The organism is Xanthomonas sp. SS (assembly GCF_014236835.1).
Classification (GTDB): Bacteria; Pseudomonadota; Gammaproteobacteria; order Xanthomonadales; family Xanthomonadaceae; genus Xanthomonas_A.
Map to the genome: position 1 here is coordinate 303,448 of NZ_CP051190.1, position 14,148 is coordinate 317,595.

Below are 14,148 nucleotides of genomic sequence, written 5' to 3' on the forward strand. Positions count from 1 at the left end.
GCGCAATCTGGCGCTTTGGGAAAATTATTGGTAGTTTTCTTTCTTAATGGCCGCATTCGGTGGCTGTAAGGAAAGCCCGATGCCTCCCCGCCGTTCCACCGGCCATTACGTTTCCGGTTCGCTGGCCGGGAGTCGTTACCAGGCGTTCGTCCCCGATCCGCTGCCGCCTGTGCCGCCGCTGGATCTGGCCGCGCCGGAATTGATCGCTCGCAAGGAGCGGGCGGACCAGGCCCTGGGACGCCTGGATGGCATCACCTTGATGCTGCCGGATCCGGAACTGTTCCTCTATCAATACGTGCGCAAGGAAGCGCTGCTGTCCTCGCAGATCGAGGGGACGCAGTCGTCGTTGTCGGACTTGTTGCTGTTCGAATTGGACGAGGCGCCGGGCGTGCCGCTGGACGACGTGGAGGAGGTGTCCAACTACGTCGCCGCGCTGAACCACGGGCTCAAGCGTTTGCGCCAGGACGACTTCCCGCTGTCCTTGCGCTTGATCCGGGAAATGCACGCCTTGCTGTTGCGGGGTGGGCGCGGTGCCGGCAAGCGGCCCGGCGAATTCCGCGCGGGGCAGGTATGGATCGGCGGCGCCTCGCCGGCGTTGGCGCACTTCGTGCCGCCGCCGCCCGAAGCCCTGGAGACGGTGCTGGGCGCATTCGAACGCTTCCTGCATGCGCCGGCCAGCGACGTGTCGCCACTGGTCAAGGCCGCGTTGGCGCATGTGCAGTTCGAGACGATCCATCCTTTCAGCGACGGCAACGGCCGGCTGGGGCGGCTGCTGATCGCGTTGATCCTGTGCAATGAAGGCGTCTTGCGCGAACCAAGTCTGTATCTGAGCCTGTTCTTCAAGCGGCATCGCGCGCAGTACTACGAGCGCCTCAACGGCGTGCGCACCGAGGGTGACTGGGAAGGATGGCTGGGATTCTTCCTCGACGGCGTCGCGGATACGGCGCAGCAAGCGGTCAGCACGGCGCAGCGTTTGCTGGCGCTGTTGGCGCAAGATCGTGCGCGGATTGCCGGACTGGGCACGCGCGCCGGCAATGTCGGACTGGTGTTCGAGCAGTTCGCGCGCAGGGTGCTGCTGGGCGTGCCGCAGGTGCAGCCGCATCTGGCGCTGAGCGCACCGACGATCCGCGCGGCCATCCGTACCCTGCAGGAACTGGCGATCGTCAACGAACTCACCGGCCAGCAGCGGCATCGCGTCTTCGCCTATCAGGCGTACCTGGACATCCTCAGCGAAGGCGCGCAGCCGCTATGAATGTGCCCGCGCCCGCCTGTGCAGACATGCCATCTGCATGCCTTGCCCGCGATGCCCATGCACATGCTTCGCTTCATTTCCCACTTTCAATTGGTCGACCCATATGAACTACCCCGGCTACCCCTTCACCCCGCAACGTTTCCAGGTCCGTCCAGGGCTGACGATGTCCTATCTCGACGAAGGCCCGCGCGACGGCGAGGTGATCGTGATGCTGCACGGCAATCCGTCGTGGAGCTACCTGTGGCGGCATCTGGTGAGCGGACTGTCGGACCGCTATCGCTGCATCGTGCCCGACCATATCGGCATGGGCCTGTCGGACAAGCCGGACGATGCGCCGGGCGCGCAGCCGGGCTACGACTACACCTTGCAGTCGCGCGTGGACGATCTCGACGCGCTGCTGCGGCACCTGGGCATCGACGGGCCGGTGACGCTGGCTGTGCACGACTGGGGCGGCATGATTGGCTTCGGCTGGGCGCTGTCGCACCACGCGCAGGTCAAGCGGCTGGTGATCACCAACACCGCTGCGTTCCCGTTGCCGGCGGCCAAGCCGATGCCGTGGCAGATCGCGATGGGCCGGCATTGGCGCCCCGGCGAGTGGTTCATCCGCACCTTCAACGCGTTCTCCTCCGGCGCATCGTGGCTGGGCGTGTCGCGGCGCATGCCAGCCGACGTGCGCCGCGCCTACGTGGCGCCGTACGACAGTTGGGCCAACCGCATTTCCACCATCCGCTTCATGCAGGACATCCCGCTGTCGCCGGCCGACAAGGCCTGGTCGCTGCTGGAACGCTCGGCGCAGGCGTTGCCGTCGTTCGCCGACCGCCCGGCGTTCATCGCCTGGGGCCTGCGCGACATCTGCTTCGACCATCATTTCCTGGCCGGTTTCCGCCAGGCGCTGCCGCAGGCCGAGGTGATGACGTTCGAGGACGCCAACCATTACGTGCTCGAAGACAAGCACGAGGTGCTGGTGCCGGCGATCCGCACGTTCCTGGACACGCATCCGCTGGGCTGACGCGCGATTGTCTGTGCTCATCGGCCCGGCAGCGGCGCGCATCGCGCTGAGGCGCGCCGTTGGCCATGGCGCGAGTCGCAGCGGGAGCCGTCGCCGGCATGCTCGCGGAAACTGCAAACGATTGCCGCTCTGTAATAAACCGGTCCCTGTACAGTGCGGGCGATTCACGCAACCGCACCGGAGACAGACGAAGTGAGAGCGATCGCAATGTCGATGTTGTTGGTGTCGATGAGCGCCACTGGCGCGCACGCGGAAGACCTGACGACCTCCCCCGACGGCAAGCGCCTGGCGGTCGGTTTCGGCCAGCCCACCTACAAGCAGGTGCTGCACTACCGGAAGATGTACGACAAGAAGCCGTTTCCCGATGCCGAGCTCTATTACTACAGCAACGGCATGTACAAGCTCATCTCGCAAGGCGAGAACCACTACGGCGTGTATGTGCTGCAAGGCAGTTTCGACGACGAGAGCTATACCATCCGCTTCATTTCCCTGCCTTCCGAGGATTGGGGCAACAAGACCGCCTTCCACCAGTTGACCTTCGTCCGCGGCGAGGACAAGAACATCTTCATCCAGAACGCGATCGTCGACACCGGCGAAGCCATCGCCCAGCAGAACGGCACCTACACCATGGAAAAGAACACCGTGACCAACCCGGTGCCGACCAAGTGGAAGGATCGCTGAAGCGGGTTCGTGCTCGGCCGTGGCACTGGCAGGCGGACGTCGCCAGCGTTATGGGCGCCCGGCACCGATGAGAGGGTGGTCATCGGACGACGGGCTGTAATGCGTGCGGACGGCGTTGCGCCGAGCGCGGCAGCATCGCGCAATCAGGCGTCCGGAAGATTGCGCTCGGTCACGCCGCCCCAGTCGTCCGCGGTCAGCAGTGGCAAACCATGCGCCAGCCGCGATTTGTCGCACTGCGCGCTGCGTTCGCCGAACTCCAGCGAGGCGGGCACCGCGGCGCACACCGAGGGACGCCGGTCGTGGATCGTGCAGCGGCTGTAGCGGCCGATCTCGGCATCCAGCGCCACGCAGCGCGGCTGCGCCTGCGAGGTGCCGCGCATCACCCGTTCGTGGGTGCGCAACGGCTCGGTGAGCGCGAACGGGACCCTGCCGCCCAGCTCGGGATCGGCTTCGCTCCAGTGGAAGCTGACGCGGAAGTAGGCGCAGCAGGCGCCGCAGGTGAGGCAGGGATGTGCCATGGCAGCCGGGCCTTGCGCGGCAAATAGCGGTGGGAGGCGCGGCATTCTGACCGAACCGGCGCGCGCTGCAAGCGCGCCGGCGTTCAGGTGCGTGGCGCCGCCGCGCCGCTGGCGGACCGGGTGCCCGCTGCCGAACCCACTCCTCGGGCCGCGGCATGTTGGACAAACGCATGCCGGTAAAGGCATGGCCGGCGCCATCGGCGATAATCGACCGATGACCACGACCCCCATCTGCAACATCTCCGCGACGCTGCCGCCGTTGGCGCGCGAGCGCCCCGACCAGATCGCCATCCGCTGCCCGGGCCGCCGCGGCGCCGACGGCCTGGCCGCCTACGACGTGACTTTGAGCTATGCGCAGCTGGATGCGCGCAGCGACGCGATCGCCGCCGGGCTGGGCGGCTACGGCATCGGCCGCGGCACCCGCACGGTGGTGATGGTGCGACCGTCGCCGGAATTCTTCCTGCTGATGTTCGCGCTGTTCAAGGCCGGTGCGGTGCCGGTGCTGGTGGATCCGGGCATCGACAAGCGCGCGCTCAAGCAGTGCCTGGACGAGGCGCAGCCGGAGGCGTTCATCGGTATCCCGCTGGCGCAGCTGGCGCGGCGGCTGCTGGGCTGGGCGCGCTCGGCGCGGCGCATCGTCACCGTGGGCCGGCGCTGGGCCTGGGGCGGCACCACGCTGGCGCAGATCGAGCGTGCCGGGAGCGGTGCCGGCAGCCAGCTGGCCGACACCGCGGCTGACGACGTGGCCGCGATCCTGTTCACCAGCGGCTCCACCGGCGTGCCCAAGGGCGTGGTCTACCGGCACCGCCATTTCGTCGGCCAGATCGAACTGATGCGCAACGCGTTCGGTATGCAGCCCGGCGGCATCGACCTGCCGACCTTCCCGCCGTTCGCCCTGTTCGACCCAGCGCTGGGGCTGACCTCGGTGATCCCGGACATGGACCCGACGCGTCCGGCCAGCGCCGATCCGCGCAAGCTGCACGATGCGATCGACCGCTTCGGGGTGACCCAGCTGTTCGGTTCGCCGGCGCTGATGCGGGTGCTGGCCGACTACGGCCGGCCGTTGCCGAACGTGCGCTGCGCGACTTCGGCCGGCGCGCCGGTGCCGCCGGAAATCGTCGCCAAGATCTGCAGCCTGCTGCCGGAGGACGGCAAGCTGTGGACGCCGTACGGCGCCACCGAGTGCCTGCCGGTGGCGGCGATCGAAGGCCGCGAACTGCAGGACACGCGCACGGCCACCGAAACCGGCGCCGGCACCTGCGTCGGCGCGGTGGTGGCGCCCAACGTGGTGCGCATCATCGCCATCGACGATGCGGCGATTCCCGAGTGGCCGGGCGTGCGCGAGTTGCCCGCGGGCACGGTCGGCGAGATCACCGTGGCCGGGCCGACCACCACCGACACCTATTTCAACCGCGATGCGGCCACGCGCATCGCCAAGATCCGCGAGCGCCTGGACGACGGCAGCGAGCGCATCGTGCATCGCATGGGCGACATCGGCTACTTCGACGCGCAGGGCCGGCTGTGGTTCTGCGGGCGCAAGACCCAGCGCGTGGAGACCGCGCAGGGGCCGCTGTACACCGAGCAGGTCGAACCGATCTTCAACACCTTGCCGTGGCTGCGCCGCAGCGCGCTGGTCGGGATCGGTGCGGCGGGCGCGCAGCGGCCGGTGCTGTGCTACGAACTGCAGGCGGGCGTGGCGCCGCCGGCGCAGCCGGAAGCGGTGCTGCGCGCACTGGCGCAGACGCATGCGCACACCGCCGGCATCGCCGACTTCCTGCGTCATCCAGGCTTCCCGGTGGATATCCGCCACAACGCCAAGATCGGCCGCGAGAAACTCGCGTTGTGGGCCAAGGACGAACTGCGCTGAGGCCGCGGCGATGGGCGAGCGCTACCGGCTGGACGACCTGCGCATCGACGTGGCACGGCAGCGGGTCGAGCGCGACGGCGTGGCACTGGAGCTGGGCGGACTGAGTTTCCGCCTGCTGCATTACCTGTTGCAGCAGGGCCAGCGCGTGGTCGGCTTCGACGAACTGATCGCGCAGGTGTGGGCGCCGGCGCTGGTCAACGAGGAGACCGTGACCCAGCGCGTGCGCCTGTTGCGGCAGGCGTTGGGCGATGCCTCGCGGCAGCCGCGCTACCTGCGCTCGGTGCGCGGCCAGGGCTACCAGTTGTGCGCGCCGGTGCGCAGCGACGAAGACGGCGGCGACAGGGAAGACGCACCGGCACCGCGACGCCCGCGTTGGCATGGCGTCGCGATCGCGGCAGCGGTCGTGCTCGGTGTCGGGACGCTGGCGGCGCTGGCGTGGTCGTGGTCTGCGCCGCTACCGCAAGCGGCGACGTCGCCGCTGCTGCAACGCGCCGAGTACTACGCCGGCATCGGCCAGCGCGACGACAACGAACGCGCGATCGCGCTGTACCGGCAGCGCTTGCAGCAAGTGCCCGACGAGCCGCGTGCGTTGCTCGGGCTCAGTCGCGCCTACAGCGCACGCGTGTGCCAGTACGGCGGCGATGCGCAGTACGTCGCGCTCGCGCGGCGCCTGGCGGCGCAGGTGATTGCGGCGCAGCCGCAGCTGGCCGCCGCGCATGCCGCGCTCGGCTACGCGCACGATTGCAGCGGCGAGTACGCGGCGGCGCTGGCCGCCTACGAGCGCGCGCTGCAGTTGGATCCGGGCGCCGATGCGGTGCGCGGCTCGGCTGCGTATCTGTACGAACGCAAGGGCCAGTTGGCGCAGGCGTTGGCCGCCAACCTGCAGGTGCGCGATCCGGCGCGGGTGCGGTTCCTGCCGATCCAGATCGCCAGCAACCTCAACCTGCTCGGCTACGTCAGCGCCGCCGAAGCACGCTATCGCGACAGCTTCCAGTTGTATCCGGACAGCGCGTTTTCCAACGTGGCCTGGCCGAGTTTCCTGTTCGCGCATGGCCGCACCGCCGAAGCGCAGGCGGCATTGGACGAGGCGCTGGGGCGCGGTACCGCCTATGCCGGGCTGTACCTGCTGCAAGCGGAACTGGCATTGGTGCAGGGCGATGCGGCGCGTGCGCGCCAGGCCAGCCTGCAGGCGCTGCGGTTACGTCCCCAGGGCAGCCTGGGGCAGACAGTGGCATGGACGCTGGGCGCGCAGCCACGACCAGCCGCGCCGGCGCTGCGCGCGCGGGCGCAGGACCTGTTGCGCAACCTCGCGCGTGGCGCTGATCCACTCGATGGGCTGGATGCGGCGCTGCTGCTGCAACTGGCCGGCGACCCGGATGCGGCGCTGGATGCGCTGCGTCGCGCGCAGGCCGCCGGCTATCGCGATGCGGCCTACCTGCGGGTGTCGCCGCTGCTGGCGCCGCTGCGCACGCAGGCCGGCTTCGCCACGTTGCTGGCGCACAACCAGGCCGACATCGCCACCCAGCGCGCGCAGGTGCGCCAAGCCGGCCTGCTCCCGCAGGAAACCGGCGCGGCTACGGCAACGCCTTGAGCACGTAGTCGGCGAGCAGCGCCTGCGATTGCGGATGCATTTTCGGCGTGTTGTAGGCGCTGCGGGTGATCACCACCACCAGGCGCTCCTCGGGCAGCACGAACACGTAGTTGCCGCCGTTGCCGGACATCGCCCACACCCCGCGTTCCACCCCGCGCACCGGGAAGCGGAAACGCCACAGCAGATAGCCGTAGTCGGCGTCCTCGCGCGCCTGCGCGTGCACCGTGGTCATCGCCCGCACCCAGTCCGCAGGCAGCACCTGCTGGCCGTGCCAGCGGCCCTGGTCGAGCAGCAGCTGGCCGAACTTGGCCAGGTCGCGGCTGCGGTAGCGGGTGCCGCCGCCGCCCATGCCCACGCCCTCGGCCGAGCGGCCCCAGTGGACGTCGGTGATGCCCAGTGGCCGTTCCAGCGCCTGCGCGGCGAAGTCTTCCAGGTGCTGGCCGGTGGCTTTTTCCACCAGCGCGCCGAGCAGGAAGCTGCCGGCGGTGCAGTAGGCGAAGGCGCGGCCATGCGGGCTGTTCTCGGGGCGAGTCATCCACGGCGCGTAACCCTTGATCGGCAGGTCCAGCGCGAACTGGGTCCAGTTGGCGCTGACGTACATGCGTTCCTCGTTGCCGCTGGAGAACGCGTTCTCGTCGTCGCATTCCAGTTGCGAACTCATCGTCAGCAGGTCCTCGACGGTGAGCGAGCGCTTGCGTGGATCGGGCTGCTGCCAATGACGGTCACCGAAGTAGTCGTAGACCTTGGCCTGCGCGCCGGCCAGGCGGCCGCGCTCGATCGCCGCGCCCACCAGCATCGCGGTGATGCTCTTGGTCGCCGAGCGGGTGTCTTGCAGGGTCTGCCGGTCGGCATCGCCGAAGTAACGTTCGTAGACCAATGCGCCGTCGCGCACGATCAGCATGCTGCTGGTGTTCGGCGCCTTGCCGTCGGTGATGGCCTGCTCCAGTGCCGCGAGCGTGGCCATGTTCCAGCCGGTGGCCTTGGGGTCGGCGACCTTCCAGCCGTCTTCGAGCGCCGGCGGCGTGGTGGTGGTGGTGCTGCTGGTGGTGGTGGCGGGCGCGGCATGGACGACAGGCGCGGCGAGGACGAACACGGTGCACAGCAGGAACGGAAGGCGCGACATGGTGAAACTCCGGAAGGATGCAGTCCGCGCACTGCGCCAGCGCCGTGGATGAAGTGCCTGATGCCACGGTGAAGAATTATGAAGTTCCACAAGATCAATGACTTGGGGTGCGCCCTGGCGTCGCCCGCGGCCGTGCGGATCGCCTTCCCCGGCGACCCCGGCTATCGTGTGCGCCCTGATGCGATCGGTGCGGCGCGATGAAGATAGTGGTGACGGGCGGTGGTGGATTCCTGGGCCAGGCGCTGTGCCGCGGCCTGATCGCGCGTGGGCATGAAGTGATCAGCTACAACCGCGGCCACTATCCGGAGCTGCAGGCGCTGGGCGTGGCCCAGGTGCGCGGCGACCTGACCGATGCGCAAGCGCTGCACCACGCCGTCGCCGGCGCCGAGGCGGTGTTCCACAACGCGGCCAAGGCCGGTGCCTGGGGCAGCTACGACAGCTACTACCAGCCCAACGTGGTCGGCACCGAGAACGTGCTGGCCGCCTGCCGCGCGCACGGCGTGGGCCGTTTGATCTACACCTCCACGCCGAGCGTGACCCATCGCGCCACGCATCCGGTGGAGGGCTTGGGCGCGGACCAGGTGCCGTATGGCGAGAACTTCCAGGCGCCGTACGCGGCGACCAAGGCGATCGCCGAGCGCGCGGTGCTCGCCGCCAACGACGCGCAACTGGCGGTGGTGGCGCTGCGGCCGCGGCTGATCTGGGGGCCGGGCGACAACCAGATCCTGCCCAAGTTGGTCGCGCGCGCGCAGGCCGGGCGTGTGCGCCTGGTCGGCGGCGGCGACAACCGGGTCGATTCCACCTTCATCGACAATGCCGCGCAGGCGCATTTCGACGCGTTCGAGCATCTGCGCGTCGGCGCGGCCTGCGCCGGCAAGGCGTACTTCATTTCCAACGGCGAGCCGTTGCCGATGCGCGAGTTGCTGAACAAGCTGCTGGCCGCGGTCGGCGCGCCGCCGGTCACCAAGACCCTGTCATTCAAGGCGGCCTATCGTATCGGCGCCGCCTGCGAAACGCTGTGGCCGCTGCTGCGCCTGCGCGGCGAGCCGCCGCTGACCCGCTTCCTGGCCGAGCAGCTGTGCACGCCGCATTGGTACAGCATGGAACCGGCGCGACGCGATTTCGGCTATGTACCGCAGGTTTCGATCGAGCAGGGCCTGCAGCGCCTGGCGTCATCATGGCGCCGCGACACTTCCGTCACTTCCTGACGACCGGCGGTTTCCGAAGATAACTGCGCGCCGATTCGGCACGACAACTTCTGGACCTTGCCATGCTGCATTACGCCATCATCTTTTTCGTCATCGCCATCATCGCGGCCGTGCTGGGTTTCAGCGGCATCGCCGGCGCCGCGACCAACATCGCCTGGATCCTGTTCGTGGTATTCCTGATCCTGGCCGTGATCTCGATGTTCCGTCGCGGCAAGGTGTAGTCGCCCGCGTAGCATCCCGAACGGCCCGTCGCACCGGAGAACATCCGGCGCGGCGGGCCGTTCGTTTTTGTGCGCGCCGCTGGCGCCTGATGCGCGCCAGTGCGTCGCCGGATTCCAGCAACGCCACCGCGCTAAGCAGCGCTATGTCTTGCGCGTGTCGTTGCTTCCGCCATGCCCATACAGGGGCGATAGCATGGGCTCATCGAGGTGCGCTGGGTAAGCTATGCGGCAATGTCGGCAAGGGATGGACGCCGAGCTCGGGGCTTGCCACCATAGGCCTATCAGGGGATGTGGTTGGGGAATCGATGCGACGTTGGACGTTCGTGGCCGGCCTTGCGCTGGCTTCTTGCATGGCATGCGCGCAGGCCGAGCCGCCGCCGCTGGATCTGACCCCGTATCTGAAGCGCGACCAGTTCGAGCGGGTCAAGATCTCGCCGACCGGCGCCTACTATGCCGTTACCCAGCCGATGGAGGACCGCACCGGGCTGGTGGTCGTTCGCCGCAGCGACAAGCAGCTTTCGGCCAGGATCATCGGCGGTGCCGACTCGGTGATCGACGATTTCTGGTGGGCCAACGACGAGCGCATCGTGGTATCGATGGCCGAGCGCTTCGGCACGCGCGACGAACCGGTGGCGATCGGCCAACTGCACGCCATCGATGCCGACGGCAAGAATCCGCGCCTGCTCGCCAGCCCGTATGGAATGAACGATGCGGTCAATGCCACCACGCTCAAGGCGGGCCTGGATCCGTCGGTGTACATGCTCGATACCCTGGCGCAGGATCCGCGCAACGTGCTGGTGTCGGTAGTGGCGCCCAGCAGCGATCCCACGATCCGCATCGACAAGCTCGATATCTACAATCACCGGCGTACGCCAGTGGCGACCGCGCCGGTGTCGCGGGCCGATTTCGTCGCCGACCATGCCGGGCGTGTGCGTTTCGCCAACGGCGCCGATAGCGGCAATTTTAGCAAGCTCTACTACCGCGACGACAACGACACGCCGTGGCGGCTGATCAACGACGAAACCGTCAGCTTCCACCGCGCCTATCCGCTGGGGTTCTCCAGCGACGACAAGCTCGCCTATCTGCAGGTGGAACAGGCCAGCGGTCCGGATGCGGTGGTGTCCTGGGATCCGGCGACCGATCGCTACTCGCCCTTGCTGCGCGACGAGCAGGTCGACCCGTACCGGGTATTGCGCGACCTGGACGGCAAGACGCCGATCGGCATGTCGTTCATGAGCGATCGGGTGCGCAACCGCTTCTTCGACGACAACGCGCCGACCTCGCGCCTGTATCGATCGCTGGAAAAGGCGTTCAACGGCGATGCGGTGTTCATCACCTCGGCAACGGCCGATCGCCGGCTGGTGTTGCTATACGTCTGGAGCGATCGCAACAACGGCGATTATTTCCTGTACGACACCGTGGACAAGCAGGCCAAGCGCGTGTTCAGCCGGCGCGAATGGTTCCGGCCCGACCAGGTGCCGCCCAGCCGCGAGGTCAGCTTCAAGGCCAGGGATGGCTTGCCGCTGCACGGCTATCTCACCCTGCCGCTGCATGCCGAGGCGGGCAAGCCCTTGCCGATGGTGCTGCTGCCGCACGGCGGGCCGTTCGGCGTATTCGATGCGTGGAATTTTGACGACGACGCGCAGCTGCTGGCCGCGGCGGGCTACGCGGTGCTGCGGGTCAATTACCGTGGTTCGGGCAACTATGGCCGTGCCTTCACCCAGGCCGGGGCGAAGGAATGGGGCGGCCGCATGCAGGACGACCTGACCGATGCTACGCGCTGGGCGGCTGCGCAGGGTATCGCCGATGCCTCGCGCATCTGCCTCTACGGCGCCAGCTACGGCGCCTACGCGGCGTTGATGGGCGCGGCCAGGGAACCGGCCTTGTACCGTTGCGCCGCCGGCTACGTCGGCGTCTACGACCTGGAGGCGATGTACCGCGACCAGGCCAGGCGTGCGCGCTGGGCCAAGAACTGGGCCGGCGACTGGCTTGGCGAACGCAGCACCCTGGCCGCGCGCTCGCCGGTCAATCTGGCCGATCGCATCCGCATCCCGGTGTTCCTGGCCGCCGGCGGCAAGGACGAGCGTGCGCCGATCCAGCACACCGAGCGCATGGAAAAGGCGCTGAAGAAAGCCGGTGCGCCGGTGGAGTCGCTGTATTTCCCCAACGAGGGCCATGGCTTCTACACCGAGCCGCACCGGCGCGCCTACTACACTCAGTTGCTGTCGTTCCTGAGCAAACACCTGGGGGGCGCGCAGGCGCAGTAGCGCGGCGCGCTTCACAGTCTGCCGCGCGCACGGTGCGGCGACGTGTCTGCCGCTAGAATGCGCGGCATGCCTGGATCTCCCTTCGATGCCCTCAAGCCCCTGGCCGGCCGCGCGCTGGAAGCGGCGCTCAACCGCGCGCTGGCGCTGGACCCGGATACCCGCGAGGCGCTGCGCGGCCTCGACGGCCAGCGCGTGGCGCTGACCCTGGAGGCGCCGGCGCTGGCGCTGCAGATCCGGGTGGACGGCACGCGCCTGCAGGTCGGCCCGGTGGACACGGCGCAGGAGCCGGATCTTGCGGTGCGCAGCACCCTCGGCGGGCTGTTCGCGCAGCTGCCATTCCTGGCCCAGGCACGGCGCGGCGCCAGTCCCGGCGGACGGGTGCGGGTGTCCGGCGATGCCGAACTGGCGCGGCGCCTGCAGCAGTTGGCGGGGCGCTTCGACCCGGACTGGCAGCGCCCGTTCACCCAGGTGTTCGGCGACGTGCTCGGCGTGCAGTTCGCCAACGCCGCGCGCGCGGCGCTGCAGCAGGCCCAGCGCAGCGCGCAGGACCTGGCGCAGAGCGCGGCCGAATTCGTCACCGAGGAGTCGCGCGACGTGGTCCCGCGCGCTGAGCTTGATGCGTTCTACGACGATGTGGATGCGGTGCGCGACGATGTCGAGCGCCTGGCCGCGCGCGTGGCCAGGTTGCAGCCGGGGCACGGCGCATGAAGGCGATGTTCCGCGCCAGCCGCATCGGCCGGGTGATCCTGCGCTACCGCCTGGACGATCTGCTCGACGGCACCCCGGCCGAGCGCTGGCTGCGCCTGGCCAAGCCGTTCGTGCCGCGCGCCAGCCCGGACATCGCCGCGCAGTCGCGCGGTGCGCGGTTGCGTCTGGCGCTGCAGGACCTGGGGCCGATCTTCGTCAAGTTCGGGCAGATCCTGTCCACCCGCCGCGACCTGATGCCGCCGGACGTGGCCGAGGAACTGACCCTGCTGCAGGACCGGGTGCGCCCGTTCGACGGCGAGGCCGCGCGGCGCATCGTCGAGCAGGCGCTGGGGCAGCCGATCGGCGTGGCCTTCGCCAGTTTCGACACCACGCCGCTGGCCTCGGCCTCGATCGCGCAGGTGCATGCGGCGACGCTGCACGACGGTCGCGAAGTGGTGGTCAAGGTGCTGCGCCCGGACATCGAGCGGCAGATCGATGCCGACATCGCGCTGTTGAAGTCCGCCGCCGCGCTGGTCGATCGCGCGCACCCGCGCGCCGACAAGATCCGTCCGCGCGAAGTGGTGGCCGAGATCGAGACCACCCTGGCCGCGGAGCTGGACCTGCAGCGCGAAGGCGCCAACGCCAGCGTGCTGCGCCGCTTCTGGCTGCATTCGGACGACATGTACGTGCCGGAGGTGATCTGGAGCCACACCGCCGAGCGCGCGCTGACCCTGGAGCGGGTGCGCGGCATCCCTTCCGACGACATCGCCTCGCTCGACGCCGCCGGCATCGACCGCAAGGCGCTGGCGGCCAAGGGCGTGCGCGTGTTCTACACGCAGGTGTTCCGCGACAACTTCTTCCATGCCGATGCGCACGCCGGCAACATCTGGGTCGACAGCGATCCGGCGCGGCGGATCAACCCGCGCTTCATCGCGCTGGACTTCGGCATCATGGGCCAGCTGTCGCAGGAAGATCAGTACTACCTGGCCGAGAATTTCATGGCCATCTTCAACAAGGACTACCGGCGCATGGCCGAGCTGCACGTGGAGGCGGGCTGGATGCCGGCCAACGTGCGCATCGACGAACTGGAGGCGGCGGCGCGCTCGGTGTGCGAGCCGTACTTCACCCGGCCGCTGTCGCAGATCTCGCTGGCCGAGGTGCTGATCAAGCTGTTCCGCGTCGCCCAGCGCTACCAGCTGACCCTGCAGCCGCAGCTGATCCTGCTGCAGAAGACCCTGCTCAACATCGAAGGCGTGGGCCGCCAGCTGGACCCGGAGCTGGACATCTGGGCGGTGGCGCGGCCGGTGCTCGAGCGCATCCTGGTCGAGCGCTACAGCCCGCAGCGCGCGCTGCACGAACTGCGCAAGCGGTTGCCGGAAATCATGACCCATGCGCCGGACATGCCGCGCCTGGTGCACAGCTGGCTGCGCCAGCAGGTGGAAGGCGGCCACGAGCTGTCGATGCGCTCGCGCGACCTGTCCGACCTCAACCTGATCCTGCTGCGCATGCAGCGCCGCGTGGTCACCGCGATCACCGGCGTGGGTCTGCTCACCGTCGCCGTGCTGCTGTACGCGCTTCACGCGGGCGGGCCGCAACTCGGCGGGGCCTCGCTATGGGCATGGATCGCCGGCGGCATCGGCGTGGTCAGCCTGCTCTCGGCGTGGTGGCGGCGCTAGGCGCTTCGCCGCCACGAGCGAACGCCCGCGCTGGCCGCGTCCTGCGTT

At 68.8% G+C, this 14,148-nt stretch carries 13 protein-coding genes; 11 read left to right on the plus strand and 2 right to left on the minus strand.

What is annotated here, in order from left to right:
* Positions 1 to 79: 79 nt before the first annotated feature.
* From HEP74_RS01360 to HEP74_RS01370, 3 genes are all read left to right on the plus strand, one after another.
* Positions 80 to 1,252: a Fic family protein gene (locus HEP74_RS01360; protein ID WP_185814859.1), complete on the plus strand. Its 1,173-nt coding sequence runs from the start codon at positions 80 to 82 to the stop codon at positions 1,250 to 1,252.
* Positions 1,253 to 1,355: 103 nt separating this feature from the next.
* Entirely contained in the window at positions 1,356 to 2,261 is a 906-nt protein-coding gene (locus tag HEP74_RS01365; protein WP_185814860.1) for an alpha/beta fold hydrolase, read from the plus strand.
* A 207-nt stretch (positions 2,262 to 2,468) separates the two neighbouring features.
* Positions 2,469 to 2,942 carry a hypothetical protein gene (locus tag HEP74_RS01370; protein WP_185814861.1) on the plus strand — a complete coding sequence of 158 codons (474 nt, stop codon included), beginning with the start codon at positions 2,469 to 2,471 and terminating at the stop codon, positions 2,940 to 2,942.
* A gap of 143 nt (positions 2,943 to 3,085) precedes the next feature.
* Here the strand turns inward: HEP74_RS01370 and HEP74_RS01375 are convergent, their stop codons facing one another.
* On the minus strand, positions 3,086 to 3,460 hold the full coding sequence (locus HEP74_RS01375; RefSeq protein ID WP_185814862.1) for a YkgJ family cysteine cluster protein: 375 nt from the start codon (positions 3,458 to 3,460) through the stop codon (positions 3,086 to 3,088).
* Positions 3,461 to 3,674: 214 nt separating this feature from the next.
* Between HEP74_RS01375 and oleC the strand changes: the two genes are divergently transcribed.
* Complete coding sequence (oleC, locus tag HEP74_RS01380; protein WP_185814863.1) at positions 3,675 to 5,327, plus strand: olefin beta-lactone synthetase; 1,653 nt, start codon at positions 3,675 to 3,677, stop codon at positions 5,325 to 5,327.
* Positions 5,328 to 5,337: 10 nt separating this feature from the next.
* Positions 5,338 to 6,918, plus strand: a complete 1,581-nt coding sequence (locus HEP74_RS01385) for a winged helix-turn-helix domain-containing protein (RefSeq protein ID WP_185814864.1) — start codon at positions 5,338 to 5,340, stop codon at positions 6,916 to 6,918.
* Here HEP74_RS01385 and HEP74_RS01390 read toward each other — a convergent pair.
* Positions 6,902 to 8,041, minus strand: coding sequence for a serine hydrolase domain-containing protein (locus HEP74_RS01390; RefSeq protein ID WP_185814865.1), 1,140 nt, complete (start codon positions 8,039 to 8,041; stop codon positions 6,902 to 6,904). The genes HEP74_RS01385 and HEP74_RS01390 overlap by 17 nt on opposite strands.
* 78 nt (positions 8,042 to 8,119) lie before the next feature.
* On the opposite strand from HEP74_RS01390, the gene HEP74_RS21830 reads away from it, so the two are divergent.
* The 6 genes from HEP74_RS21830 (at position 8,120) to ubiB (ending at position 14,100) form a co-directional block, all read left to right on the plus strand.
* The gene (locus tag HEP74_RS21830) at positions 8,120 to 8,242 is read left to right on the plus strand and encodes a hypothetical protein (RefSeq protein ID WP_255423626.1); all 123 of its coding nucleotides are present in this window, start codon (positions 8,120 to 8,122) and stop codon (positions 8,240 to 8,242) included.
* The gene (gene oleD / locus HEP74_RS01395) at positions 8,239 to 9,249 is read left to right on the plus strand and encodes a 2-alkyl-3-oxoalkanoate reductase (RefSeq protein WP_185814866.1); all 1,011 of its coding nucleotides are present in this window, start codon (positions 8,239 to 8,241) and stop codon (positions 9,247 to 9,249) included. The genes HEP74_RS21830 and oleD overlap by 4 nt, the downstream gene beginning before the upstream one ends.
* Positions 9,250 to 9,311: 62 nt before the next feature.
* The gene (locus HEP74_RS01400) at positions 9,312 to 9,470 is read left to right on the plus strand and encodes a DUF1328 domain-containing protein (protein ID WP_003468167.1); all 159 of its coding nucleotides are present in this window, start codon (positions 9,312 to 9,314) and stop codon (positions 9,468 to 9,470) included.
* A 350-nt stretch (positions 9,471 to 9,820) separates the two neighbouring features.
* The gene (locus HEP74_RS01405; protein ID WP_255427844.1) at positions 9,821 to 11,737 is read left to right on the plus strand and encodes a prolyl oligopeptidase family serine peptidase; all 1,917 of its coding nucleotides are present in this window, start codon (positions 9,821 to 9,823) and stop codon (positions 11,735 to 11,737) included.
* Between the two features lie 66 nt (positions 11,738 to 11,803).
* Positions 11,804 to 12,445, plus strand: coding sequence for a ubiquinone biosynthesis accessory factor UbiJ (locus HEP74_RS01410; RefSeq protein WP_185814868.1), 642 nt, complete (start codon positions 11,804 to 11,806; stop codon positions 12,443 to 12,445).
* Complete coding sequence (gene ubiB, locus HEP74_RS01415) at positions 12,442 to 14,100, plus strand: ubiquinone biosynthesis regulatory protein kinase UbiB (RefSeq protein WP_185814869.1); 1,659 nt, start codon at positions 12,442 to 12,444, stop codon at positions 14,098 to 14,100. The genes HEP74_RS01410 and ubiB overlap by 4 nt, the downstream gene beginning before the upstream one ends.
* Positions 14,101 to 14,148: the final 48 nt, after the last annotated feature.